Origin of the sequence: Halorubrum halophilum (assembly GCF_000739595.1) — an archaeon.
Taxonomy (GTDB): Archaea; Halobacteriota; Halobacteria; order Halobacteriales; family Haloferacaceae; genus Halorubrum; species Halorubrum halophilum.
On sequence record NZ_BBJP01000010.1, the window covers coordinates 47,904 to 72,258 of the forward strand.

A 24,355-nucleotide genomic window follows, 5' to 3' on the forward strand; every position below is an offset into this window, starting at 1 on the left:
GTCAGGGAACCGAGGGCCCGACCGAACGCGCTCACTCCACTTCCAGCCACGGGACCTCCATCAGCGGCGGGATGTGCGTCTCGATGTGGTGTTCCCACACGCCCTCCTCGCCGAACGCCTCGCCGTGGTCGGCGGTGACGACGACCGTGCCGTCCAGCTCCTCGACGAGTTCGGCGACGGACTCCAGGGCGATCCGGAGGTTCTCCTCGTAGAGCTTGAGCGCCGTCACGCGGGTGCCGTCCGTCACGAGGTCCTTCGGGTCGAGTTCGAGCCACAGCCCCGCCTTCTGGGCGAACTCGCTGTCGTCGAGCCGGCTTTCGATCTTCGGTCGGACCGAGTCGCTGAGCGACGAGAGGAGGCCGCCGTCGTCGTCCGTGTCGCCCTCGCCCGCCTCCTCCTCTTCCTGCCGTTTGATCCCCTTCTGGATCTGCTTGAGTTTCTGGCCCTTCCCGCGCGAGAGATACGGCGCGTGCGGCTGCATGTAGTGGAGCACGGTCCGATCGGCGCGCTCGACGGCGTCGAGGTTGTTCCGGTACGCCTCCGCGAGGCTTTCCGGCGGCACGGTGCCCAGATCGTCGTCCCAACCCGTCTTCCAGACGTCGTGGATGTCGCTGATGTGCTCGGAGGCGGTCCACTCGTAGTCGCAGCTCGCGCCCCACTTCAGCTCGTTCAGCGGGATCCCCAGATCGTTGATAAAGGGGTTCCCCGAGAAGTAGGCGATGTCGTGGTCACCGGTGAACGTCCGGTAGGCCCACTCCGGCGTCGACGACCCGACGCTCCAGCGCTTTTCGAGGTCGCCGTCGAGGTACTCGTCGTACACGTCCTCGAACACGTCGTAGCGGCACGCGTCCAACACCAGACAGTAGTCCCACTCCGATTCGAGGAACCGCTGATCGTCCATGAGTACGCGCCCGTTCCCCGTCGACGGTTGTATTCTTGTTGGTCCGTTTCTCGGGTCGAATCCGGGCTTTTCCGCCCCTAACGTCGGGTTTCGGGCGTCCCGCCTCTCCCGTCCGCTCGTGAGTAGCTCCCGTCCGTCCGAGAGTATTTCCCGTCGGTCCGGGATCCCTACCGCGACGCGCGAGGACCGATCAGACGTTTAAAGTCCGCCAGCGCGTCATTCGCCCTATGGACGGGAGCCAGCGGCGGGGACTGCTCATCGGCGGCGTCGCTGCGATCGCGGTCCTCGCCGTCCTCTTCGTCGTCGTCGGGGCGGACCGCGTGATCGAGACGCTGGTTTCGGCGGATCCGGCCCTGGTCGCCGCCACGTTCGGGTTCGCGCTCTGCTGGCTGGTCGCGTGGAGCCTCATGCTCCGGACGGTGCTCGGCTCGCTGGACGTCGATCTCACGGTCACCACCTCGTTTCTCGTGTACTCCGGGGCCGTCTTCGCCAACAACGTCACTCCGTTCGGGCAGGCCGGCGGCGAACCGGTGGCGGCCGCGCTCATCTCGCGGGTCTCCGGGTCGCGATACGAGACGGGGCTCGTCGGGATAGCCAGCGTCGACGTGCTCAACGTCGTCCCCTCCATCTCGCTCGTGTTCCTCGGCGTCGGCTACTACGCGACGACCGCCGCGGTCGGCGAGCGACTCGAGGTCGCAGTCGGCGTCGCCGTCGCGCTGATCGCGGCGATCGTCGCGGGAATCGGTCTCGGCTGGCGGTACCGGCGGGTCGTCGTCGACCGCCTCCCGAGCGCGGTCGGCGGACTGGCCGGACGGCTCGACCGGTTCGACGCCGACACCGTCGAGGCCGGGATCGCCAACCGGCTGGAGAACTTCTTCGAGGACATCGAGCGCGTCGGGACGAGTCCTGGGCGCCTCGCCGCCGCGGTCGGCCTCTCGCTCTCCGGCTGGCTGTTCCAGGCGGCCGCGCTCACGGTCGCGTTCGCCGCCGTCGGCCATGGGATCCCGCCGGTGGTCCCGCTGTTCGCCGTCCCGCTGGCGTACGTCGCGGGCGCGACGCCGCTCCCCGGCGGGCTCGGCGGGATCGAGGCGGCGTTCGTCGCGCTGCTCGTCCCCACGACCGGCGTCCCGGCCTCCGCGGTCACGGCCGCCGTGCTCGTGTTCCGCGGCGGCGTCTACTGGATGCCGGTGGCGATCGGGGGCGTGTCGGCGTCGGTGCTCGGCGTCCGCACGGTCCGGTGAGTTCGGGACTGCGCCGCCCGACCGCAACACATGTGTTGGCTGAAAAAACTGTATTCTCGTCTAACAGGGCTATTTTTATCGGTGGGGTCGGTATCTCGGACTTACAGATGGCCGTCGACGCTCTCAGCGCGATGGAGGCCCGGGAGAAGCTCTACGAAGTGATGGACCGGGACCTCCCGTTCGAGGAGAAGGCGACGCTGGCGCTCTCCGTCGGTGAGACGTACCTCGGCGTGGAGAACGGGCACCTGACGCGGATCGACCCCGAGAGCGACTACTGGAAGGCGATCGCGAGCACGGACTCGGCCGACGGGACGTTTCCGGCCGGGCTCCAGCTAGACCTCCGAGACACGTACTGCCGGCGGACGATCGGCGGCGAGAGCCCCGTCAGGCTGCACGACGCGCCGAACCAAGGGTGGGACGACGACCCCGCGTTCCAGCGGCACGGGCTCCACTGCTACCACGGCAGCGCGATCACCATCGACGACGAGCTCTTCGGAACGCTGTGTTTCGTCTCCACGGAGCCGCGCGCGGAGCCGTTCGACGACGGCGAGACGCTGTTCGCGGAGCTGATCGCGCGGATGTTGGAAACGGAACTCCAAGCCGAGCGGACGGAGGCGAAGATCGAGCGGCTCGACCAGTTCGCCAGCGTGGTCTCCCACGACCTCAGAAGCCCGCTGAACGTCGCGCAGGGGCGCGTCGACATCGAACGCTCGGCCCGCGACAGCGACAACCTGGAGATCGCCGCGCGGTCGCTGGACCGGATGGAAGACCTGATCGCCGACGTACTCACGATGGCCAGACAGGGGCACGAGATCGAGGAGGCGGAGCTGGTCTCGCTCGACGCGATGGCCGAGGAGTGCTGGGACGGAGTGCGGACCGGCGGTGCGAGCGTGACCATCGAGGCGGATCTGACGTTCAAAGCGGACCCCGGCCGGGTCCGTCACCTCTTCGAGAATCTGTTCCGGAACAGCGTGGAACACGGGGGATCAGACGTGTCGGTCCGCGTCGGTCCGCTTGACGACGGAGACGGGTTCTACGTCGAAGACGACGGCCCCGGGATTCCGGCGGCCGATCGAGATCGGGTCTTCGAGACGGGGTTCACGACCGGAACGGAGGGGATCGGCCTCGGCCTCGCGATCGTTGAAGGCGTCGTCGACGCCCACGGGTGGGCGATTACGGCCGGGGAAAGCGGCGACGGCGGCGCGCGCTTCGAGGTGTCCGGCGTGGTCGTTCCGTAGCGGTGAGGGCGTCTCGGCTCGGTGATGGCTACTGATCGATAGCGGGAGTAAGTGAATCACTATGGTGGAGTAGTTGTTTATAAATCGGGTTGAAGTGTTGCTGTCGGCTGTCTGTACGTCGTCAACGACGCGGTGACGACCTCCAAAGCCCCAGCCGTGCTCGGCTCCCACAGCTCGCTGCGCTCCTCGCTCGCGTTGCTCGCTGCGGTGCTTACGTCGCTGGGGTTCGCCGAGCACGGCTGCCCCTTTGAGTCCCACCCACCCGCAACCGCACCGCAGCCTCACACCTCCCCAGCCTCGTCGGTCGCCGTAGGCGACCGACTCCAGCGAGGGACCGAAGGTCCCTCTGGCAGCCGGCGCACAGCGCCGGCGACCTCGCACCGTCAGTGAGCGGCCCACTGGGCCGCTCACCGGGGCGCGCCACCGCACCGTATTTATAAGCGACCATCACTTCCGCTCAGGCCCTTTTAAATATACTCTTGCCACCACCGATCTGCAACACCTACTCCCGCAGTCGATCAAGAGTCATTCTCCGGCGACCAGACGTTGCAGTCGGAATTATGTCGGAAAAACGTTATTCCCACAGGATCGAGTCCCCCGGCCGCGGCATCTCCGGGGGAAGTACCTCCGGGAGCCCGTCGAGGAGCGACACGGTGTAGTGGAGGAACACGGCGAGCGCGACGACCGACAGGAGCACGAGGAAGAGAAGAATGAGCCGCTCGTCGCTGCGCACCACCGCGCTGGCGTCGGCGGCGAACCGGCGGACCACCGCACGCGACTTCATGGCCGACGATACGTCTCGCGAGTTCTTAAAGGGCGGGCGCCGCCGGCCGATCCGACCGGCTCAGTCGCTCTCGGCGGTCGGCGTCCGCGAGCGCGACAGCGGCTCGCCGTCGACCGGCTCGTCCGGGTTGGCGTCGACCGCGGCCTCGCTGAGCCCGAGTTGGGCGTCGACGTCGGCGTCCTCGCGCACGTGCACCGTGCCGCGGTGGATCGCGATCGCGTCCGCGAGGTGGAGCCGGACCGCGTCGAGCAGCACGTCGGCCTCGAGGGGCTGCCCGCGCCGTTTGATCTCGGCAACGTCGGCGCCGGCAGGGATGTCGAAGGCGCGCTGGGCGATCACCGGCCCCTGATCGAGGTCCGTGGTCACGTAGTGGGCGGTGACGCCGGCGACGCGGACGCCCGCGTCCTTCGCCTGCCGGTACGCCTCCGCGCCGGGGAACGCCGGCAGCAGCGAGGGGTGGACGTTGATGATCCGGCCCTCGTAGCGGAAGACGACCTCCGGCGAGAGGATGCGCATGTAGCGGGCCAGGGCGATCAGGTCCACGTCGTACTCGGCCAACAGGTCGAGCAGGCGCTCCTCGTCGGTGTTGCCGTTGCCGTCGCCCACGTCGTAGAAGGGCTTGTCGTAGCGCTCCGCGAGCGACCGGAGGTCGCCGCGGTTGCCGATCACGACCGGGATCTCGGCCTCCTCGCCGTCGTCGGCGAGGTCGCCCGCGGCCTCCGCCTCCAAGAGCGCCTCGGGCGCGTGGGTCTCTTTGGTGACCAACAGCGCGATCCGGCGGGCGTCGCGGTCGCTCGGGAACCGGACCTGGATGTCCACGTCGAGCTCGCGGCCGAGTTCAGCGAGCGCGCGCCGGAGCTCGCCACGGGAAGTCTCCATCTCCGAGGCGTCCACGCGGGTCGTCATCCGGAAGACGCCCTCGCGGACCGCCTGATCGAGGTCTTCGATGTTGATCCCCCGCTCGAACAGCAGGGAGGTGACCCGCGCGATGAGTCCGGTCTTGTCTCCTCCGACGACCGTGATTTCGGTCAGTTCGCGGGTCATGCGACGATCACCTCCGCAAGTTCGAACAGCTGCATACACCCCATCGAGAACGCGAAGGGGTTTGCCCCTTTCGCTCCGCGCCGAGCCTGCCGCCCCCACGATAGACCGATATATATCCACAAACATGTATATACGGAGCGTTCCAAAACGGTTTTTACACACGACTCCGCACTACCGGACATGACGGCATACACCGCGACGGTGACGGTCCGCCTGAAGCGGGGCGTCCTCGACCCGGAGGCCGAGACGACCCAGCAGGCCCTCGAACGCCTCGGGTTCGAGCTGTCGGACCTCAGGTCGGCCGACCGCTTCGAGGTCGACCTCGACGCCGCCGACGCCGACGAGGCCGCCGACCGCGCCGACGAGATGGCCGAGCGGCTGCTCGCGAACCCGACGATCCACGACTACGAGGTCGCGGTCGCGGAGCGATGACGGTCTCCGTGATCCAGTTCGGCGGCTCGAACTGCGACCGCGACGCGGTCCGCGCGCTGGAGTACATCGGGGTCGACGCCGAGCGCGTCTGGCACGAGGACGGGCTCCCCGCCGACACGGAGGGGATCGTCCTCCCGGGCGGCTTCTCCTACGGCGATTACCTCCGCGCCGGCGCGATGGCCGCTCGCGCCCCGATCATGGCCGATGTCCGCGAGGCCGCCGCCGACGGCGTCCCCGTGATCGGCGTCTGCAACGGCGCCCAGATCGGCTCGGAGTCCGGGCTCACCCCCGGCGCGTTCACCACCAACGCCTCCGCGCGCTTCCAGTGCGAGCCGGTCCACCTGCGCGTCGAGCGCGCGGACACGCCGTGGACCGCTGCCTACGACGAGGGCGACGTGATCGAAGTCCCCATCGCGCACGGCGAGGGGCGCTTCGAGATCGGCGAGGAGGCCCACGCCGACCTCGTCGCGGACGACCGCGTGCTCTTCCGCTACTGCGACGCCGACGGCGAGGTCACAGACGAAGCCAACCCCAACGGCTCCACCGACAACGTCGCCGGCGTCCTCGGCGAGCGCGAGTCGGTCGCCGTGCTAATGCCTCATCCCGAGCGCGCCACGCTCCCCGACCTCGGCCGGAGCACGGACGGCGCGGGGATCCTCGAAGCGTTCACCTGATCGGACCGCGACTCCGATCGACCGAACTATCGCTCGCGCACCGACGTCGAGCGCTCTGCGTCCGTCCCTCTGGCTGCCTCGTCGCTGTCTCCCGACCCGTCCCCGAGTTCGCGCTCCAGCGCCCGCTCGAACGCTTCCTCGGTGAGTTCCCCTTCGGTGTACCGCCGCTGGAGTCGGGCGATCGGGTCACGTTCCTCGCCGCTGTCGGCCCCCTCACTTGTCGGCTCGTCTCCGTCGGACTCTGCGAGCGCGCGGATCCCGACGTAGCCGAGCGCGAGGAGGGCCCCAAGCGTGAGGAACATGAACGGGAAGAACACGAGAGGGAAGGCCCCCGACCCACCCATCATTCCGGTACCACCCATCATTCCGGTGCCGGCGGTCGTGCCCGCAGTCGCCATCCCGACGAGCGCAACGAGGGCAACGCCCGCGAACGCGGCGACGGCGGCTCCGGTAGCGACGCGTCCGGCTCGATCGGTCGTAGTCATGTATAATATACACATTTCTACACGGATATACGATGCGCTCGATCTCAAACCCTCGAAATCCCCTTCGCTTTTTCGGCCGCGATATCGAATCGAGTCGTATGCAGGCACGCCACATCGACCACGTCAACCTCCGGATCCCCATCGACGGCGTCGACGACGCCCGGGAGTTCTACGGGGAGAAGCTCGGCTTCGGGATCGAGGACACGCTGTATGCGGCCGACGAGAAGCCGTTCTTCGACGTGCGGCTGTCGGCGACCGCCGTGATCCACTGCCGGCCGACCGAGGAGTTCGAGCCGCCGACCGCGGCGAACTACGACCACGTCGCGGTCGTCGTCGAGGAGTCCCTCGACGAGATCGAGAGCGAACTGTACTCGGCTGGCGTCGAGATCGAGAAGCGGCTCGACTCGCCGCTCGGCGCGACCGGGGAGGCGCCGGCGGTGTACGTGAGAGACCCGTTCGGGTACCGGATCGAGCTGAAAGCGCGGGTGTGAGCGCACGAAAGGCGCAGACCGACACCCTCCCGAACCGGTTCGCCCGACCGAGCAACCCTCGCCCCGTTGCGGTTGTTTAAGAGCCCCGAGCGACACGGGCAGGTATGAGCGAACAGCAGCCGCGGTCGGAGGGAGCGGGCTCCCGACGCCGCGACGAGGCGGATCGGTTCGCGGGCGAGAAGGACGAGGACCTGCGGAGCAGAGACGTGACGGAGGGGGCGGACAAGGCCCCCCACCGCGCGATGTTCCGAGCGATGGGGTTCGACGACGAGGATCTCTCCTCGCCCATCATCGGCGTGCCGAACCCGGCGGCCGACATCACGCCGTGTAACGTCCACCTCGACGACGTGGCGGACGCCGCGATCGACGGGATCGACGCGGCGGGCGGGATGCCGATCGAGTTCGGGACGATCACCATCTCCGACGCCATCTCGATGGGGACCGAGGGGATGAAGGCGAGCCTCATCTCCCGCGAGGTGATCGCCGACTCCGTCGAACTCGTCTCCTTCGGCGAGCGGATGGACGCGCTGGTGACGGTGGCGGGCTGCGACAAGAACCTCCCCGGGATGCTGATGGCGTCGATCCGCACCGACCTCCCGTCGGTGTTCCTCTACGGCGGCTCGATCATGCCCGGCGAGCACGAGGGACGCGACGTGACCATCGTGCAGGTGTTCGAGGGCGTCGGCGCCTACGCCGAGGGCGACATGAGCGGCGAGGAGCTCGACGACTTGGAGCGCCACGCCTGCCCCGGCGCGGGCTCCTGCGGCGGGATGTTCACGGCGAACACGATGGCGTCCATCTCCGAGGCGCTCGGGATGGCGCCGCTCGGCTCCGCCTCCGCGCCCGCCGAGGACGAAGAGCGCTACGAGGTCGCCGAGCGCGCCGGCGAGCTCGCCTTGGAGTGCATCGAGGAGGACCGCCGCCCCTCCGACATCCTCTCGCGGGAGTCGTTCGAGAACGCGATCGCGCTCCAGACCGCCATCGGCGGCTCCACGAACGGCGTGCTCCACCTGCTCGCGCTGGCCGCCGAGGCCGACGTGGACCTCTCGATCGAGGACTTCGACGAGATCTCGCGGCGCACGCCGAAGATCGCGGACCTCCAGCCCGGCGGGAGCCGCGTGATGAACGACCTCCACGAGGTCGGCGGCGTTCCTGTGGTTCTCCGGCGGCTGCTCGACGCCGACCTGCTCCACGGCGACGCGATGACCGTCACCGGCCGCACTCTCGCCGAGGAGCTTGCAGAACTGGAGGAGCGCGGAGCGCTTCCCGACGATTCGGAGATCGAGGCCGACTTCCTCTACACGGTCGACGACCCGAAGGAGGAAGAGGGAGCTATCAAGATCCTTGACGGCAACCTCGCGCCGAACGGCTCCGTGCTGAAGGTGACCGGCGACGACGAGTTCTACCACGAGGGGCCGGCCCGCGTGTTCGAGAACGAGGAGGACGCGATGGAGTACGTCCAGTCGGGCGCGGTCGACTCCGGCGACGTGATCGTGATCCGCAACGAGGGGCCGACCGGCGGCCCCGGCATGCGCGAGATGCTCGGCGTCACCGCCGCCGTCGTCGGCGCGGGCCACGAGGACGACGTGGCGCTGCTCACCGACGGCCGCTTCTCCGGCGCGACCCGCGGACCGATGATCGGCCACGTCGCGCCCGAGGCGGCCGACGGCGGCCCGATCGGCCTCATCGAAGACGGCGACCACGTCACCGTCGACATCCCGGAGCGCGACCTCGCGATCGACCTCAGCGAGGAGGAACTCGCCGAGCGCCGCGAGGAGTGGGAGGCGCCGGAACCGCAGTACGAGGGCGGTATCCTCGCGAAGTACGCCCGCGACTTCGCCGGGGCGTCGGACGGCGCCGTGACGAACCCGCGGCTGACTCGCGATTTATAAGGAGGCGAACTGCCGTCTCCGAGCGTTTATAAGCGACTCCGAAGCAAGATCTCTTTCCTTCCCTACTCTCCCGTTACCCCGCCGTCCGTATGTGCCGTCCGGACCGATTCGGCGCGCCAGACGTTACTCCGGCGGCCGGCGCGCGACAGTTCCATTTTGACCACCGAGCCCACCGGGAGGTCAGCGACGCGGTCCCGCGCGTCCTCGTCGGCGTACTCGACGACGTGGTACGTCTCGTTGCGCGGATGTGCACGTACTGTGGTGCAATCGTGATCATTCTGCTCGGAAATGACGGTGTAGGCGTTGGTTTCCGACATCTTACTTCGTTATTCTTGGACATACTACTTCAATACTTCGTATATTCACTACAGTCGTCGATCAGGTGGTAATAGGGATATAAGGTGTTCAAAAGCCGAAACGATAGCGGCGCGTCACGCCCGCGGTTCCGCTCGTCGCTACGACTCTGGTCGTCGACGCGGACGATTCACCGAACGACGGTCACGGGCGCCGCGGAGCCCCGGACGATCTTCTCGGCGATGTTGCCGACGAGCAGTCGGTCCGCGAGGCTCCCGCTGTGGCTCCCGATGACGACGACATCGAACTCCTCGCTCGCTTCGACGACCGACCGCGCTGGGTGGCCGGCCATCACGTCCGTCTTGATCTCGGTTCCGCTCTCGGCGGCGATCTCGGTGGCGCGTTCGAGCAGGTCGCTCGCCTGTTCTCGCGCCGCCTCCTCGGTGTCGTCGGCGAGCGCGAGCCCCGCCGCGCCTCCCATCATCGAGGAGGGTTGACCCACCACGTGGAGCACGACTATCTCCGCGTCCGGGTGCGCCTCCAGCGCGAACCGGAGCGCGCGCTCCGCCATCTCCGACTCGTCCATCGGTACCAGCACGCGGGATATCATGGTCTATCTACGCCCGACGCGGGGATAAGTGGTATGTTCTCACGGATCAATTACCTTCCGCCAGACCAGCACGCATATCTCCGCGGGTCACGCACCGAGAGGCATGGAATCCAGCCGGTCGGACGACGACCCCGTCGGCGTGGCGCTGTTCGTCGACGGACCGAACGTGTTGCGCGAGGAGTTCGACGTCGACCTCGACGACGTGCGCGTCGCGGCGGAGGCGGAGGGACAGCTCGTGACGACGCGGCTCTACCTCGACGAGCACGCGACGCCGGGACTGATACAGGCCGCGGAGGCCCGCGGCTTCGAGGTCGTCATCACGAGCGGCGACGTCGACGTGAAGCTCGCCGTCGACGCCGCGCGCTTCGCGGCCGAGGGCCGGATGTCGACGCTCGCGATCGCCTCGCGGGACACCGACTTCAAGCCGGTCGTCGAGACCGCGAACAGCTACGGGATCCGGACGCTCGCGATCGCGCCCGGCGAGTTCGGTCGGTCCGACGCCCTCCGCAACGCCACGAACGACTCGGTGACGCTCGACGGCGACACAGACGGCGACGACGAGAAGGACGGCGACGGCGAGTCGTAATCGGCGACGGACGACGCCGCAGCTTCTAGCGGTCGCGCTCGTCCCGGTCGAGACGGCCGGGGTGGTCGCGCCGTTCCCGCCACACCGTGATCCGCCCGAGAAGGAGCGCGCCGAAACCCCCGGTAGCGGCAGCGAGGCCGCCGAATCCCACGGCGGTCGGGAGGAAGCCCACCCGCGCTATCGCGGCGTCGACACCGACCCGGAACCAGCCGAGGTTCGGGACGGCGAACAGCGCTTTGGCCGTTACCCACTCCTCGCGGACGATCGGCGCGATCCCGGCGCTCTGGTCGTACTCGCCGTTGGCGTCGCCGTACGTGACGAACCCGTCGTAGGGAGCCGGACAGGCCGCGATCGTCGAGCAGTCTCCCTCAAGCAGCGCGGGGTCGGCCCGGTCGGTCCAGTCCTCGCCGGCGGTCACCGGAAAGGCGATCCGGTGCATTATCGGCCGTTGGCCGTCGCTCGGTGGATTGAACACGATCACGTCGCCGGCGCTCCCGAATCTGGTCGGCGCGCCGGGCTCGGCCGCGCCGACGAGCCCGCCCCACGGGAACCGGTCGGTCGACGTGACGACGACGAGGTCACCGCGCTCGACCTCCGGGGCCATGCTCCCGCTCTCGACGGCGACGAACGGGGGCCACGCGCCGGCGACCGCGGCGACGACAACCGCGACCAGCAGGACTGCAGCAGCGGGCGCGAGCAGACCGGAGAGGTTCCGCGTCACGTGCGGTATCGGGGGTGGAAACGGCTTGAGGCTGTCGGCGGTGAGGCGGGACAGTTGCGGTGTCGCGGTCGTGAGACGGAGGTGTCGCGACCGCGAGACGGAGACCGGGTGCGGGGGATGGTAAGACCTTAGGTCGGGCCGAGAGACGGGTCAGCCATGCCAGACCGACGCACTCCTCTCCACGGACTCCACGAGGAACGCGGCGCGAAGTTCACCGACTTCGGCGGGTGGCAGATGCCCGTCGAGTTCGACTCGATCAGCGAGGAACACGCCTCAGTCCGCGACTCGCTCGGCGTCTTCGACGTGTCGCATATGGGCGAGATCGAGGTGTCCGGGCCGGACGCGACGACCCTGCTGAACCGCCTCACCACCAACGACGTGACGGCGCTCGACCCGGGCGACTCCCAGTACGCAGCGATCACGAACGAGGACGGCGTCATGCTCGACGACACGGTCGTCTACCGGCTCCCCGACGGGATCGAGGCGGGAGAGGGCGCCGACGCGCTCGCCGGACTCGACCGCGACCTCGACGCCGGCGCCGGCGACCCCGCGTACCTCTTCGTCCCCAACGCCGGCCACGACGAGGGGATGTACGACCGGTGGGTCGACTACCGCGACGGCGAGGGGCTCGACGCCGCGGTGGCGAATGCGACCGACGACTGGGCGATGATCGCGGTGCAGGGGCCGGACGCGGCCGACGCCCTCGACGACGCCACTCCCGCCGACCGGGTCGTCGACCTCTCGAAGTTCGAGGCGACGGTCGCGGCGGTCGACGGGGTCGACAGCTGGGTCGCTCGGACTGGCTACACCGGCGAGGACGGCTTCGAGGTGATGTGCCCCGCGGGCGACGCCGAGACCGTTTGGGAGGCGTTCGTCGGCGCGCCCCGCGACGCCCAGCCGTGCGGGCTCGGCGCGCGCGACACCCTCCGCACGGAGATGGGCTACCTGCTCTCCGGACAGGACTTCGACCCGGAGACCGAGCCGCGGACCCCCTACGAGGCCCGTATCGGCTTCGTCGTGAAGCTCGACACGGAGTTCGTCGGCCGCGACGCCCTCGAAGCACAGAAGGAGGAGGGCGTCGACGAGATGTTCGTCGGTGTCCGCCTGCTCGAACGCGGCGTCCCCCGCAACGGCTACGCCGTCACCGACGGCGACCTCACGCGGGTCGGGCAGCTCACCTCCGGCACCATGAGCCCCACGCTCGACGAGCCGATCGGGTTGGGGTACCTCCACGAGCACTACACCGAGCCGGGCACCGAGGTGAGCGTCGTCGTACGCGGCGACGAGAAGCGCGCCGAGATCGTGATACCGCCGTTTTTGGACCGGTAACCCCAATCAGGATTCTTCTGCGGTCGCCTCTCCATCGACTGTCTCCGCGTGAACGCTCCGGATCACCATGTACAGGTGCCAGTGGTCGACGCCGAGCCGGTCGGCGAGGTCTCGCACCCCGTCGAGGAATCGGTCGTACGCGTCGACAGTCATCGGCTCCGGGTACGGGCCGTCGAGGTCGGCGCCGGAGCGAGCGTCGCCGGTCAGGGCGGCGACGACCGCCCACTCGCGCTCCCCGACGACGAAGTACTCGTCCGGTTCGAGGAACCACAGCAGCGCGGAGCCGACTTCCGTGTCCACTCCCGGAATCTGAGTCAGCGCGTCGAGGGCGCGGCGGTGCGGGGGATCTCGGGCGCCGTCGGCCGCCTCCTCGTCGAGCGCGTCGATCGCGTCCCACATCGCTCCACGTAGCTCCCGCGGCTCCGTGTCGGCGACCGCCGCCTCGACCGCCCGCCGCTCCTCGTGGTCGATGTCGGTCACGGCCCGGCGGAAGTACCAGCGGACGACCCAGTCCACGTCTCGCTTCCCGTACTCGCCGGCCCGAAACGCGTCCGAGAGCGATCCGATCGCCTCCGCCTCGACCGGGTGGAAGGGGGCCGACTCCCGGTACGCCTCGACGTGGTCGGCGACGCGGTCCTCGACATCGGCGAGCGAGAGGTCCATACCCGTCGAACGACCCCGGTCGACAAAACGGTTCGGCGCTCGCTCGCGTCGCCTCGGGTCGCCTCTCGACGGAAACCACCGACACACTCATTGAGATGGCACCACAGATCGTGACATATGATCGCACGTCAGGGTGAGTTCCATGTCGACTGAGGGCGACGATCCGGTGAAGACCATCTGCCCGTACTGCGGCGTCGGCTGCGGGATCTCGGTGAACCAAGGCGACGACCCCGGCGACGTGAACTTCATGCCGTGGGGCGAGGCGCCGGTCAACGAGGGACGCGTCTGCATCAAGGGCGGTGCGGCGACGCAGGTCGTCGACCACGAGGACCGGCTGACGGAGCCGCTTATAAAAGAGGACGGGGAGTTCCGCGAGGCGACGTGGGAGGAGGCCTACTCGCGGATCGTCTCGGAGATGGAGGGAATCCGCGAGGAGAACGGTCCCGACGCGATGGGATTCTTCGGCTCCTCGAAGACGATGAACGAGGAGAACTACCTCCTCCAGAAGATCGCGCGCCGGTACGGCACGAACAACGTCGACAACTGCACCCGGATGTGCCACGCCTCGACCGTCTGGGCGCTCCGGACGAGCCTCGGTGCGGGCGCGATGACGAACAGCATGGCCGACTTGGAGGAGTCGGCCGACGTGTTCTGGATCCAGGGCGCGAACCCCGGCGAGCAGCACCCGATCGCCAACAGCCAGTACTTCCGGCAGGCCGTGCTGGAGGGCGCGACGGTCATCCAGGTCGATCCCCACGCCAACAAGACCACCCGGTCGTTCGAGATCGACGAGACGGAGCGGCACATGCACCTACAGGTGAAGCCCGGCGCCGACATCCCGCTCCTCAACGTCGTGTTGAAGACGATCCTCGAACGCCACGAGGCGGAGCCCGACGCGGGCTGGATCGACGAGGCGTTCATTGAGGAGCGCACTGAGGGGTTCGAACACCTCAAAGAGACGCTCGAAGACTTCGACAAGGAGGCGGCCGCGGAGGAGGCCGGCGTCCCCCTCGAAGACATCGAACTCGCCGCCGAGAAGTACGCGATGGCGAACAACGCGGCCATCTTCACCGGGATGGGGATGAGCCAGCACACCTGCGGCGTCGACAACGTCCAGAACGAGATCAACCTCGCGCTGATCACGGGGAACCTCGGGAAGCCCGGCACCGGCGTCAACCCCCTGCGCGGGCAGAACAACGTCCAGGGGACGAGCGACGTGGGCGCGATGCCGAACGTCCTCCCCGGCTACCAGCTCGTCGACGACGACGAGGCCCGCGAGGGCGTCGAGGACGTGTGGGGGTTCGAAGTGCCCGACGAGCCCGGTCTCACCAACGTGGAGATATCCCACGAGGCCGGCCGCTCGGTGAAGGGGCTGTACGTGATGGGCGAGAACCCCGTGATGAGCGAGCCCGACGGCAACGAGGTCGAGGAGCGCCTGGAGTCGCTGGAGTTCATGGTCGCACAGGACATCTTCATGACCGAGACCGCCGAGCTCGCGGACGTGGTCCTCCCGGCGACGACGTGGGCGGAGCGCGGCGGCACCGTCACCAACACCGACCGTCGCGTCCAGCGCATGCGCGGCGCCGAAAAGGTCCACGAGAACACGAAACACGACCTCGAGATCCTGATGGAGGTCGGCAGCCGGCTCTTCAGCGAAGACGAGTTCCGCTTCGACGACGTGGAGGCCGTCTTCGAGGAGCTGCGCGAGGTGTGTCCGATCTACCACGGGATGACCTACGACGCGCTCGGCGAGACCGGGATCCAGTGGCCCTGCTACGAGGAGGGCGACGAGGGCGACCAGTACCTCTACGAGGACTCGTTCGACACCGAGAGCGGGCTCGGACAGATCGAGGGCGTGCGCCACCAGCCCCCCGCCGAAGTGCCCGACGAGGAGTACCCGCTGATTCTCACCACCGCCCGCCTCGAAGAGCACTACAACACGGGGACGATGAGCCGGCGGTCGCCGACGCTCATGCGCCAGCACCCGGAGAACTTCGTCGACGTGCACCCGAACGACGCCGCGGAGTACGGCATCGAGGACGGCGACACGGTGACGCTCCAATCTCGCCGCGGCGAGATCGAGGTGAAAGCGCAGGTGACGGAGGACATCAAGGAGGGCGTCGTCTGGACGACCCCGCACTTCGCGGCCGCCTCCGCGAACCGCCTCACGAACGACGTGCTCGACGAACGGGCGAAGATCCCCGAGTACAAGGCCGCCGCGGCGGACATCGCGGTCACCGTCGCCGACGGCGGGGAGCCCGATGAGGGCGTGAAAGCGGGGGACGCGGAGCCGGCAGACGACTGACGGAAGGGCTCACCGCCGTCGTTGTCCCCGACTTTCGATTCGGCTACTCGCCGAGCGTCCGCTTCTCCTTCTCGACGACCTCGACGTCCGTGATTCCGGTGTCCGGATAGCCGCCGTCGTCGTCCTTCTCCGCGGCCTTCACCATGTCCCAGACGACGTTGAGCCCGGTGGTCACGCCCTCCAGCGCCTCCATCTCGCAGCCGGTCTTCCCGGTCGTCTCCACCGCGACCGTCAGCTCGATCCGGTCGTCGCCGACGGCAAAGTCGGTGTCGACGTTCGTGATCGGGATCTGGTGGCACATCGGGATCGTCTCCCACGTGTGTTTGACGGCCTGCACCGCGCCGACCCGCGCGGTCGCGAGCACGTCGCCCTTCCCGACCTCGTCGGCCTCGACCGCCGCGACCGTCGAGGGCGTCAGCCGGATCTCGCCGCTCGCGACCGCGCGGCGGCTCGTGTCGGGCTTCTCGCCCACGTCGACCATATTGACTTCGCCGGACGCGTCGGTGTGAGTCAGGTCGTCGGTGGGGTCGCCAGCGGGACCTTCCTCGCGCTCGTCACTCATCACGCATCGCCTCGGGAAGCCGGTCGGGTAAGTCCGTCGCCACGAGGCCGTCCCCCATATCCTTGGCCGCCGCGTCGCCGGCCAGCCCGTTGACGTACGCGCCGATCGCGGCCGCGCGAAGGGGGTCGGTCACGGCCGCGAGCGCGCCGACCGCGCCCGCGAGCACGTCGCCGGTCCCGCCGACGGTCATCCCCGGGTTGCCCGTGCTATTCAGCCGGACCGCGTCGCCGTCGCTGATCACGTCCTTCGCACCTTTCACCAGCAGGGTGTGACCGATCTCCTCCGCGAACGACCGCACGAGCGCCGCGCGCTCGTCGGCGTCGTCCGCGGTCTCGCCGCCCATGCCGACCAGCTCGCCCTGGTGGGGCGTGCAGATCAGCTCGGCGCCCGTGTCGACCTCGGGGACGACGCGCAGCGCGTCGGCGTCGACGACCGCGCGCCCGTCGTACCGCGACAGGAACTCCCGGACGAATTCGCGTGCGCCGTCGCCGTCGCCGAGCCCCGGACCGATCACGACGGCGTCGTTGCCGGCGGCGAGCTCCAGCGCGCGGTCGACGTGGGCGGGGCCGATCCGGTCCCCCGGGAGCCCGCGGACGATCAGGTCCGCGGAGTACCCCTGCACCGTCCCCGCGACCGTCTCCGGGCAGGCGACGCGCACGAGGTCGGCGCCGGTCCGGAGCGCCGACCGGGCCGAGAGCGACGGCGCGCCGGTGTACGGCCCGCCGCCGATGACGAGCACCTCGCCGTTCTCGCCCTTGTGCGAGTCCGGGTCGCGCGCGATCCCGAGCAGGTCGCCCGGACCGGTGAACCGCTCCGCGGCCCTCGGAATGCCGATGTCCGCGACCGTCACGTCCGCGTCGAGCGCCCTCAGCCCGGGCTTCTCGTCGTGGAAGGTCACGACGCGGTCGGCCTCGACGTAGACCGCGTCGCCGGCGTCGCTCTCGGCGGATCCCCCCGACCCGGCCCCGCTCCCGGTCGGCTCGCCGGTGTCGGCGTCGATCCCGGTGGGCACGTCGACGGCGACGACCGTGGCATCGCTCTCGTTCGCCAGCCGCGCCGCGGTGCGCTCCGGCTCTCTGAGCGCGCCGGTAATTCCGGTTCCGAGCATCGCGTCGACGACCACGTCCGGGTCGTCAAGCGCGAGGTCGACGGCGTCGGTGACGGTTTCGGTCGGGATCTCGGCGCTCCCGAGGGCCGCCCAGTTCTCGCGTGAGATTTCGGTCCGGATCGACTCGGGCCGCCCGAGCAGGCGGACGGTCACGTCGTACGCGGAGAGAAATCGCGCCGCCGCGAACGCGTCGCCGCCGTTGTTCCCGCGCCCGCAGAGGAGTTCGACGCTCGCGCCGGGGTCCGCGAACGCCCGGACCTCGCGGGCGACCGCGTTGCCGGACGACTCCATCAGCTGCTTCCGCGGGACGCCGAGGGCGGCGGCGTTGGCGTCGACCGCCGCCATCCGATCGGTCGTGATCATGGGGAGGCGTTCGCGCGCCGAGTGATTAATTGTGGGGCCGCGAGGCGGAACGGCCTCTTCGCTTCCAGAAGCGGGGCAGTCGGGAAATGAAAATGTTGATGCACGTCCGAAGGAAATCCGCGACACAACAACTGTGGCACAGCTTGAATACGACAACGGCGCTGCGGAACGGCCTCAGTGCAACGGCGTTTCGGCGACCCCCACACCGATCCACGGCGGATCGGCGCGGTCGTCGGACGCCGACGAGTGCCCCGGCAGAGACGTGCGACAGACGACGCGACGACGGCGAACCCTCGCATGAACATCGGATTCTTCACGGACAGCTACTTCCCCGGCATCGACGGCGTGACGTACACGATCCGCGCGTGGCGGGACCGGCTCGAGGACCGCGGCCACGAGGTGTACGTCGTCTACCCGGCGAGCAGCCACGAGCCCGGCGATCGCGAGATCCCCGTGCCGTCGCTACCGAACCTCTTCTACCGCCAGTACCGCGTTCCGCTGTATCGACGCCTCTCGACGCTTCCCGATCTGGACGTTGTCCACTGCCACGGCCCGGCCTCGACCGGCCTGATGGGTCGCCGATACGCGAAGAAGCGCGACGTGACCTCCGTCTACACCCACCACACGCCCGTGGAGGACTACTTCGTTCAGGGGCTGAAACTGGAGTCGCTGGCCGGGATCGCCGGCCGGGCGTACGTGGCCTACGAGAACCGGTTCCTCCAGTCGTTCGACTGCGTCACCGCGTCGACCTCGCGGATCCGACGGGACGTGACGCCGCGAAAGCTCCCCGTTGGCATCGAGATCGACACGTTCCGACCGGTGTCCGACTCGAAGTTCGCGAACGACGAACCGACGGTGGGGTACAGCGGCCGGATGGCCCGGAAGAAGCACGTCGACGAACTCCTCCGGCTGGCCGAGCGGCGACCCGACCTGCGGTTCGAGCTGGTCGGCGAGGGGCCGGTCCGGGACGACCTCGAACGCGGCGCGCCGGAGAACGTCCGGTTCCGCGACTTCCTCCCGCGGGAGGACCTCCCGGCGTTCTACTCCGCGCTCGACGTCTTCGTCACCGCCTCGACCTGCGACACGCTCGGACTCTCGACGCTGGAGGCGAACGCCTGCGGGACCCCGGTCGCCGCCGCCGACGTGCCCCCGTTCGACCGCACCATCGGGCCGGACAACGGCGCCCGGTTCGAACACGGCGACCTCACCGACATGGGGCGCGCCGTCGCCGACTGCCTCGACGGGGACAGACAGACTCGCGCGGCGGTCGAGGGGTTCTCCGTCGAGCGAACGATAGACGACTTGGAGGAGATATACGGGGTGTCGTAGATGGGCGCGGACAACGTCGACGTGTTCCAACGGCTGGTGTTCAGCGTGCCGCCGCTCTCTCGACAGCTCCCCGCGATGGCGGTTCTCGCAGTCGTTTACAGCGTCGTCTCGTTCGCCGCCCTTTCGGCGTTCACGCCGCTGTCCCCCGAGCCGTCGACGCTCCTCCCGGTCGCGGTGCTGCTCTTCCTTCTCCCCTTCCTGCTCGCCGGGGAGCTGTTCCACCGCGTCCTCCCGGGGTATCCGCGGACGTGGAGCTTCTTTCTGGCCCTGATCAACCAGTTCGTCCTGTTCATCCACGCGCTGGTCCTCTCCGGGGCCAACGACGTGGGGAACGCGTGGAGCATCGTCTGGCTCCTCTTCATCACGGTCTACCTGATCAACATCCTCGCGCTCGTCGTCTCGACGGGGATCGACCGCTACAAGCGGATCCTCCTCGTCGCGCTCGCCGAGCCGGCGGCGCTGATCGCCGCGTTCTACGCGTTCGCCGGCGGGGATCTGGGGTTCTCGACGTATCGCCACGTGTTCGCGTTCGCCTCGCTGCTCATCGCGGCGGCGTTCCTCGTGTTGGTGCTCGCGATCGTCGACTACCTCATCCGGAGCAACACCGACGTCTCCGCGTTCGAACTCACCTCCGGTATCCTGCAGAACGACCGCGCCTCGCTCGACCTGGGCGTCGAGGCCGAGCCCGCCGTCGAGACGCTGGCGATCGACAACGGCGACCGGCTGACGCTCGCCGCGCCCTGGGTCCACCCCGGTCCGCTCGGCGGGTTCGGCGGGGGGCAGCTGAGCGGGAACGTCATCGACGCCTTAAACGACGGCGACGAGGGCGAACGCGGGTTCTTCCTCCACGTCCCCTGCACGCACAAGGAGGATCTCTCGAACCCGGAGGACGCCGAGAAGATCCTCGACGCGGTCGCGGACCCCGAGCGCGGCGCCCGCGCGTCGCGGCTGGTGAGCCACGACTACGGCGAGATCGAGTTTTACGGCCGGCGGATCGGCGACAAGCAGATGATCTTCCTCCACGGCGAGGGGATCGACGACTACGACACGGGCGTGTTCATGGGCGACGTGGACGAGTCGGAGGTGCTGCTCGTGGACCTCCACAAACACGACCTCCAGAATGGGCCGGCAAAGGAGGTACTGTACGGCTCCGCCGAGGCGGACCGGCTGAAGCGTCACTTCGACGACTTCCGCGACCGGCTCGCCGACGCGCCGCTCCGCGACTACGCGGCCGGCTTCGCGGTCCGACGCGCGGATCAGGACGTAGCGGCGCTCGTCGAGTCGGTCGACGGCCAGGAGACGCTGTTACTGGGAATCGACACCAACGGGGTCACGCCCGACGTGCGGGCGCTGGCGGCCGACTACCGCGAGGAGTTCGACGAGGTGCTGATCTTCTCGACGGACACCCACGCCTCGATCCACGAACTCGCGAACACGACGCGGTCGGACATCGACGCGCTGCGCGAGGCCGTCGAGCGCGCCGCCGACGACGTGGCCCCCGCGACGATCGGCTTGGCGAGCCGGCGGACCCGCCCGCTAAAGCTCCTGAAGAACGACTACAACGGGCTCGTGTTCAGCGTCAACATCCTGATCCGGCTGACGATCATCGCGCTCGCGATGCTGTACGCGTTGCTCGTCATCTGGCTGTTCTTCTGACCGGCGGGGCCGTTCTCTCCCGAGCGGGGTCGGTACAACGGCGATCAATACCGGGAGTAGGTATAGTACGGTTGTAGGGTGGTTGTTTATAAGTGATCGAGTGGGGTTGCTGTCGGCTGTTTATAAGGGTACGACGGTGCTGCGGTGAAGACCTCCAAAGCCCCAGCCGCTGCGGACGGCGCACGCTCGCTACGCGCCTCACTCGGTCGCTGACGCTCCCTCGTTGCGGTGCTTGCGTCGTCATCAGAACGCGAAGCGTTCTGATTGGCTCACGAGAGCTTCGCTCTCGTGAACGCCTGCGCCGTCCGCAGCGGCAGCGAGGCGCTTCGCGCCTCTGGCAGCCGGCGGCGAAGCCGCCGGCGACTGCCCCTTTGAGTCCCGCCTCGCACCGCAACCGCACAGCACCTCACACCTCCCCAGCCTCGTCACCGGACTACGTCCGGTTGCAAGCGAGAGCTCCGCTCTCGCCCTGTCGCTGGCGGCGGCTGCCGCCAGCGACTCCCTCGCACCGGCGTCGCCGGCGGCTTCGCCGCCGGCTGCCAGAGGGACCTTCGGTCCCTCGCGATTCGCGGCCGCCGATGGCGGCCGCTCACCGGGGCGCGCCGACCACATCGTTCTTTATAAGTGATCGTCGCTAGCGCTCACGATTATTTAAATACTGGATCGCCACCACCGATCTGCAACACCCACTCCCGTGATCAACCGTCACCGCACCGACAGTGATCGCTGCTCGCAACCGCTGTGAAATCTGTCACGCATTTGGGAAACAGCGTCGGGAGCTCCTACGAATCGTCGATCGCCGCCCGAACCCGCTCGTGGAACTCCCGGAGTGCGGCCGACTCGTCGTCCGCGAGCACCGCGTCCGAGTCGACGAGCGTCGCGAGCCCGAACGCGAGCGGGGTCGGCGAGTCGACCGTCTGATCGACGACCGCGAGGTCGCCCTCGGCGATCCGTTCGGCCACCGCGTGGATCCGGGGCGCGTCGAGCCGGTCGTCCAACAGCTCGCGGTACGTCTCCTCGATCACCGCGAAGCCGTCGAGCCCTTCCGCGAGCGAGAGCAGCGTCTCGGCGGACACCTGCTGTTCGGCGGCCGACTTCTCGTACCCCTTGTACCGCTTGAGGATCATGAGCGAGCGCGTCGCGTTGATCCGGAAGTAGCGCTGGAGGAGGTCGGTCCCTTCCAGCGCCGCCCGGAGGTCCCTGCGGACCGTCTCGGGGTCCAGATCGCGGAGGATTCCGGCCACGTCGACCTTGCGGTTCAGCGGGAGCGCGAGGCTGAACCCGCGGTCCGAGACCGCGACCGTCGGCTCGGCGTCGGTGCGGGCACGGCACTCGGCGGCGATCAGCCGCGAGAGGCCCTCGTTGAACCGCCGGCCGTAGGTGGAGTGGACATGGAACCGGCGCTTGTACGCGTCGCGGTCGAGCACTTCCTCGACGGCGAGTCGCGACGGGGTCGACACGCTCTCCGCGCCCGCGTACGCGACCTGCTCGTCGTACATGCGAGTGATCGCCCGGACCGAGTTCCCGTCGATCGGAAGCTCCCGGAGCCACGCGCGGACCGCGGGCGGACCGCCGTCCTCCAGCCGGTCGAGCAGGTCGGCCTGGAACGCGAGCACCTCCGCCGCCAGATCGGCCGACAGCGGGAGGCGCTCGGCGTACCACGTGGGGACCGTCGGGCGCTTGTCGGTTCGGTCGGCGTAGACCTTCGAGCCGCGGCGGTAGCGGAACGCGAACCGCTCGCCTCCCAGCGCGAACACGTCGCCGGGCGAGAGGGTGTCGAGGTAGTTCTCGTCGAGAGTCCCGACCGGCTCACCGTCGCGGGTGACCACGTCGCAGCCGAACGAGTCGGGGATCGTCCCGACGTTCGTCATGTAGATGACCCGCGCGAGCCGCCCGCGCTTCCCGACGAGCGTCTCGCCGACCGAGTACTCTTCATGGTGGTGTTCGCCGTCCGGCGGGTCGTTCGCGTCGCGCCACACCTTCGGGTAGACGTTCCGCTCCGCGAGCCCCTCGTAGTCGCCGGTGAGGTAGCGCATCAGTCGCTCGTACTCGTCGTCTCCGAACTCACGGTACGGATGCGCGCGTCGGAGGATATCGCGGATCTCTCGGTCTGGACGGACCCGGTTGATCGCCATCCCGTAGACGTGTTGGGCGGCCACGTCGGCGGCGCCCTCGGGGAGCGACACGCCGTCGACGAATCCCTCCTCGGCCCGGGCGAGCATCGCCGCGCACTCGACGAGCTCGTCGCGGTCGAGCGCGAACACCCGCCCCTCGACGGTCTCGCCGGGGCTGTGGCCCGCGCGTCCGACGCGCTGGAGCAGCGCCGCGACCGACTTCGGCGACCCGACCTGCACGACCAGATCGAGGTGGGGCATGTCGATGCCGAGTTCGAGGCTCGTCGAGGTGGTCACCACGTCGAGCGTGCCCGACTTTAACCCCTCCTCGATCCGGGCGCGCTGGCCCTCGCCGAGGCTCCCGTGGTGACAGCCCGAGTCCGACTCGTCGTAGTCGAACCGCTCGCGCAGCTCCCGGAGGGTGCGCTCGGCCCCCGACCGCGAGTTCGCGAACACCAGCGTGTTCTCGTGGTCCGTGATTAGCTCGTGGAGCGCGTCGTAGAAGCGGTCGGTGACGACCGAGCCGTCCGCGTGAATCAGGTCGGCCGCCGGCGTCCGAAGTTGCAGGTCGAACTCGCGGCCGAACCGTGCGTCCACCACCTCGCAGTCGCGGGGGGCGAACCCGTCGGCGTCGCCGACCTCGCCGGCGACGCGCTCGCGCCCGACGAGGAAGTCGGCGACCTCGTCGAGCGGTTCGACCGTCGCGGAGCAGCCGATCCGGGTCGGTGAGCCGTCGGCCAGCTCCGTCAGCCGCTCCAGCGAGACCGAGAGGTGGGTGCCGCGCTTGTTGTCCGCCAGCGCGTGGATCTCGTCGACGACGACGTACTCGACGGTGCGGAGCTTCTCCCTGAACCGCGGGGCGTTGAGCAGGATCGCCAGCGTCTCGGGCGTGGTGTTGAGCACGTGCGGCGTCTCCTCCAGCATCGCCTGCCGATCGGCTTTACTCGTGTCGCCGTGGCGGATCGCCTGTCGGACGCCGGGGTCGGGAGCGGTCCCCTCGTCTTTACCTGTCTCACCCTCGGCCGCGATCTCAGCCGCGATCCCGTCGAGCGGCGCTTCGAGGTTGCGCTCGATGTCATTCGCGAGCGACTTCAGCGGGGAGACGTACAGGCAGTAGACGGAGTTCTCCAGCTCGCCGGCCCGCTCGCGCTCGAAGAGGTCGTCGAGGACCGCGGTGAAGGCGGCGAGCGTCTTCCCGCTCCCCGTCGGCGCGGCGACGAGGCAGTTCTCCCCGTCGGCGACGCGAGGGATCGTCCCGCGCTGCGGCGGGGTGAACAGGCCGCCGTTCTCGCCGGCGTACGCCGCGAACTCCGAGACCCACCACCGGCGGACCGGCGGCGAGAGGCGGTCGAGCACGTCGGCGTCGGGGAGCGGGACCGTCTCCGGATCGAACTCGACCGTGGGCGCGTCCTCAACCGCGAGCGCCTCGCGGAGGAGCGCCCGCGCGGACGGCGACGGGTCGGAGCGCTCCCCGTCCCCGTCCGAGCCGCTGTCGGTGAGTTCGCTCACTGTCGGACTCTGGGCGCGGCGCGG

At 68.9% G+C, this 24,355-nt stretch carries 22 protein-coding genes; 11 read left to right on the forward strand and 11 right to left on the reverse strand.

The features are described 5' to 3' along the window. Positions 1-31 precede the first annotated feature (31 nt). Positions 32-901 carry a hypothetical protein gene (locus ACP96_RS03520; protein ID WP_050024495.1) on the reverse strand — a complete coding sequence of 290 codons (870 nt, stop codon included), beginning with the start codon at positions 899-901 and terminating at the stop codon, positions 32-34. A gap of 227 nt (positions 902-1,128) precedes the next feature. On the opposite strand from ACP96_RS03520, the gene ACP96_RS03525 reads away from it, so the two are divergent. Continuing rightward, positions 1,129-2,142: a lysylphosphatidylglycerol synthase transmembrane domain-containing protein gene (locus ACP96_RS03525; RefSeq protein WP_050032229.1), complete on the forward strand. Its 1,014-nt coding sequence runs from the start codon at positions 1,129-1,131 to the stop codon at positions 2,140-2,142. A gap of 107 nt (positions 2,143-2,249) precedes the next feature. Then, the gene (locus ACP96_RS03530) at positions 2,250-3,380 is read left to right on the forward strand and encodes a sensor histidine kinase (RefSeq protein ID WP_050032231.1); all 1,131 of its coding nucleotides are present in this window, start codon (positions 2,250-2,252) and stop codon (positions 3,378-3,380) included. Between the two features lie 574 nt (positions 3,381-3,954). Here ACP96_RS03530 and ACP96_RS03535 read toward each other — a convergent pair. Then, positions 3,955-4,164 (reverse strand): hypothetical protein, encoded by a 210-nt coding sequence (locus ACP96_RS03535; protein ID WP_050024499.1) that lies wholly within the window; start codon positions 4,162-4,164, stop codon positions 3,955-3,957. A gap of 60 nt (positions 4,165-4,224) precedes the next feature. Further along, a complete protein-coding gene (locus ACP96_RS03540; protein ID WP_050032232.1) occupies positions 4,225-5,208 on the reverse strand; it encodes a formyltetrahydrofolate deformylase in 984 nt (327 codons plus the stop codon). A 180-nt stretch (positions 5,209-5,388) separates the two neighbouring features. Between ACP96_RS03540 and purS the strand changes: the two genes are divergently transcribed. Beyond that, positions 5,389-5,640 carry a phosphoribosylformylglycinamidine synthase subunit PurS gene (purS, locus tag ACP96_RS03545; protein ID WP_004045690.1) on the forward strand — a complete coding sequence of 84 codons (252 nt, stop codon included), beginning with the start codon at positions 5,389-5,391 and terminating at the stop codon, positions 5,638-5,640. Continuing rightward, a complete protein-coding gene (gene purQ / locus ACP96_RS03550; RefSeq protein ID WP_050027027.1) occupies positions 5,637-6,314 on the forward strand; it encodes a phosphoribosylformylglycinamidine synthase I in 678 nt (225 codons plus the stop codon). Before purS ends, purQ begins: the two co-directional genes overlap by 4 nt. A 26-nt stretch (positions 6,315-6,340) precedes the next feature. Here the strand turns inward: purQ and ACP96_RS03555 are convergent, their stop codons facing one another. Beyond that, positions 6,341-6,799: an SHOCT domain-containing protein gene (locus tag ACP96_RS03555; protein ID WP_152663387.1), complete on the reverse strand. Its 459-nt coding sequence runs from the start codon at positions 6,797-6,799 to the stop codon at positions 6,341-6,343. A gap of 98 nt (positions 6,800-6,897) precedes the next feature. Here ACP96_RS03555 and ACP96_RS03560 point away from each other — a divergent pair, with 98 nt between their 5' ends. Together ACP96_RS03560 and ilvD are read left to right on the forward strand one after the other, a co-directional pair. After that, the gene (locus tag ACP96_RS03560) at positions 6,898-7,290 is read left to right on the forward strand and encodes a VOC family protein (protein WP_050032233.1); all 393 of its coding nucleotides are present in this window, start codon (positions 6,898-6,900) and stop codon (positions 7,288-7,290) included. 104 nt (positions 7,291-7,394) lie between these two features. After that, a complete protein-coding gene (ilvD, locus tag ACP96_RS03565) occupies positions 7,395-9,182 on the forward strand; it encodes a dihydroxy-acid dehydratase (protein WP_050032234.1) in 1,788 nt (595 codons plus the stop codon). Positions 9,183-9,244: 62 nt separating this feature from the next. Here the strand turns inward: ilvD and ACP96_RS03570 are convergent, their stop codons facing one another. Beyond that, positions 9,245-9,499, reverse strand: a complete 255-nt coding sequence (locus ACP96_RS03570) for a hypothetical protein (protein ID WP_050032235.1) — start codon at positions 9,497-9,499, stop codon at positions 9,245-9,247. Between the two features lie 167 nt (positions 9,500-9,666). Further along, a complete protein-coding gene (locus tag ACP96_RS03575; protein ID WP_050032236.1) occupies positions 9,667-10,086 on the reverse strand; it encodes a universal stress protein in 420 nt (139 codons plus the stop codon). A 103-nt stretch (positions 10,087-10,189) separates the two neighbouring features. Here ACP96_RS03575 and ACP96_RS03580 point away from each other — a divergent pair, with 103 nt between their 5' ends. Continuing rightward, positions 10,190-10,672 (forward strand): NYN domain-containing protein, encoded by a 483-nt coding sequence (locus tag ACP96_RS03580; protein ID WP_050032237.1) that lies wholly within the window; start codon positions 10,190-10,192, stop codon positions 10,670-10,672. Positions 10,673-10,697: 25 nt separating this feature from the next. On the opposite strand, the gene ACP96_RS03585 is transcribed toward ACP96_RS03580, so the two are convergent. Continuing rightward, positions 10,698-11,393: a S26 family signal peptidase gene (locus tag ACP96_RS03585; RefSeq protein WP_050032238.1), complete on the reverse strand. Its 696-nt coding sequence runs from the start codon at positions 11,391-11,393 to the stop codon at positions 10,698-10,700. Positions 11,394-11,549: 156 nt separating this feature from the next. Here ACP96_RS03585 and ACP96_RS03590 point away from each other — a divergent pair, with 156 nt between their 5' ends. Continuing rightward, complete coding sequence (locus ACP96_RS03590; protein WP_050032239.1) at positions 11,550-12,722, forward strand: glycine cleavage system aminomethyltransferase GcvT; 1,173 nt, start codon at positions 11,550-11,552, stop codon at positions 12,720-12,722. Between the two features lie 6 nt (positions 12,723-12,728). On the opposite strand, the gene ACP96_RS03595 is transcribed toward ACP96_RS03590, so the two are convergent. Beyond that, on the reverse strand, positions 12,729-13,385 hold the full coding sequence (locus ACP96_RS03595) for a hypothetical protein (RefSeq protein WP_050032240.1): 657 nt from the start codon (positions 13,383-13,385) through the stop codon (positions 12,729-12,731). Between the two features lie 142 nt (positions 13,386-13,527). On the opposite strand from ACP96_RS03595, the gene fdhF reads away from it, so the two are divergent. After that, positions 13,528-15,690: a formate dehydrogenase subunit alpha gene (gene fdhF, locus ACP96_RS03600; RefSeq protein ID WP_050032241.1), complete on the forward strand. Its 2,163-nt coding sequence runs from the start codon at positions 13,528-13,530 to the stop codon at positions 15,688-15,690. A 43-nt stretch (positions 15,691-15,733) separates the two neighbouring features. Here fdhF and moaC read toward each other — a convergent pair whose 3' ends face one another. Both moaC and ACP96_RS03610 read right to left on the reverse strand, forming a co-directional pair. Next, positions 15,734-16,252, reverse strand: a complete 519-nt coding sequence (moaC, locus tag ACP96_RS03605; protein WP_050032242.1) for a cyclic pyranopterin monophosphate synthase MoaC — start codon at positions 16,250-16,252, stop codon at positions 15,734-15,736. After that, positions 16,245-17,723 carry a bifunctional ADP-dependent NAD(P)H-hydrate dehydratase/NAD(P)H-hydrate epimerase gene (locus ACP96_RS03610; protein WP_050032243.1) on the reverse strand — a complete coding sequence of 493 codons (1,479 nt, stop codon included), beginning with the start codon at positions 17,721-17,723 and terminating at the stop codon, positions 16,245-16,247. The genes moaC and ACP96_RS03610 overlap by 8 nt, the downstream gene beginning before the upstream one ends. Positions 17,724-18,020: 297 nt before the next feature. On the opposite strand from ACP96_RS03610, the gene ACP96_RS03615 reads away from it, so the two are divergent. Both ACP96_RS03615 and ACP96_RS03620 read left to right on the forward strand, forming a co-directional pair. Then, on the forward strand, positions 18,021-19,052 hold the full coding sequence (locus tag ACP96_RS03615) for a glycosyltransferase (protein WP_050032245.1): 1,032 nt from the start codon (positions 18,021-18,023) through the stop codon (positions 19,050-19,052). Then, a complete protein-coding gene (locus tag ACP96_RS03620) occupies positions 19,053-20,708 on the forward strand; it encodes a DUF2070 family protein (protein ID WP_050032246.1) in 1,656 nt (551 codons plus the stop codon). A 782-nt stretch (positions 20,709-21,490) separates the two neighbouring features. Here the strand turns inward: ACP96_RS03620 and ACP96_RS03625 are convergent. Further along, positions 21,491-24,331, reverse strand: a complete 2,841-nt coding sequence (locus tag ACP96_RS03625) for an ATP-dependent helicase (RefSeq protein WP_050032247.1) — start codon at positions 24,329-24,331, stop codon at positions 21,491-21,493. Positions 24,332-24,355: the final 24 nt, after the last annotated feature.

Coding starts and splice junctions, on each gene's coding strand:
- ACP96_RS03620 (WP_050032246.1), top strand. CDS start 19,053: ATGGGCGCGGACAACGTCGACGTGTTCCAACGGCTGGTGTTCAGCGTG.
- ACP96_RS03580 (WP_050032237.1), top strand. CDS start 10,190: ATGGAATCCAGCCGGTCGGACGACGACCCCGTCGGCGTGGCGCTGTTC.
- ACP96_RS03595 (WP_050032240.1), bottom strand. CDS start 13,385: ATGGACCTCTCGCTCGCCGATGTCGAGGACCGCGTCGCCGACCACGTC.
- fdhF (WP_050032241.1), top strand. CDS start 13,528: ATGTCGACTGAGGGCGACGATCCGGTGAAGACCATCTGCCCGTACTGC.
- purS (WP_004045690.1), top strand. CDS start 5,389: ATGACGGCATACACCGCGACGGTGACGGTCCGCCTGAAGCGGGGCGTC.
- moaC (WP_050032242.1), bottom strand. CDS start 16,252: ATGAGTGACGAGCGCGAGGAAGGTCCCGCTGGCGACCCCACCGACGAC.
- ACP96_RS03570 (WP_050032235.1), bottom strand. CDS start 9,499: ATGTCGGAAACCAACGCCTACACCGTCATTTCCGAGCAGAATGATCAC.
- ACP96_RS03525 (WP_050032229.1), top strand. CDS start 1,129: ATGGACGGGAGCCAGCGGCGGGGACTGCTCATCGGCGGCGTCGCTGCG.
- ilvD (WP_050032234.1), top strand. CDS start 7,395: ATGAGCGAACAGCAGCCGCGGTCGGAGGGAGCGGGCTCCCGACGCCGC.
- ACP96_RS03540 (WP_050032232.1), bottom strand. CDS start 5,208: ATGACCCGCGAACTGACCGAAATCACGGTCGTCGGAGGAGACAAGACC.
- ACP96_RS03590 (WP_050032239.1), top strand. CDS start 11,550: ATGCCAGACCGACGCACTCCTCTCCACGGACTCCACGAGGAACGCGGC.
- ACP96_RS03615 (WP_050032245.1), top strand. CDS start 18,021: ATGAACATCGGATTCTTCACGGACAGCTACTTCCCCGGCATCGACGGC.
- ACP96_RS03575 (WP_050032236.1), bottom strand. CDS start 10,086: ATGATATCCCGCGTGCTGGTACCGATGGACGAGTCGGAGATGGCGGAG.
- ACP96_RS03560 (WP_050032233.1), top strand. CDS start 6,898: ATGCAGGCACGCCACATCGACCACGTCAACCTCCGGATCCCCATCGAC.
- purQ (WP_050027027.1), top strand. CDS start 5,637: ATGACGGTCTCCGTGATCCAGTTCGGCGGCTCGAACTGCGACCGCGAC.
- ACP96_RS03530 (WP_050032231.1), top strand. CDS start 2,250: ATGGCCGTCGACGCTCTCAGCGCGATGGAGGCCCGGGAGAAGCTCTAC.
- ACP96_RS03555 (WP_152663387.1), bottom strand. CDS start 6,799: ATGACTACGACCGATCGAGCCGGACGCGTCGCTACCGGAGCCGCCGTC.
- ACP96_RS03535 (WP_050024499.1), bottom strand. CDS start 4,164: ATGAAGTCGCGTGCGGTGGTCCGCCGGTTCGCCGCCGACGCCAGCGCG.
- ACP96_RS03610 (WP_050032243.1), bottom strand. CDS start 17,723: ATGATCACGACCGATCGGATGGCGGCGGTCGACGCCAACGCCGCCGCC.
- ACP96_RS03520 (WP_050024495.1), bottom strand. CDS start 901: ATGGACGATCAGCGGTTCCTCGAATCGGAGTGGGACTACTGTCTGGTG.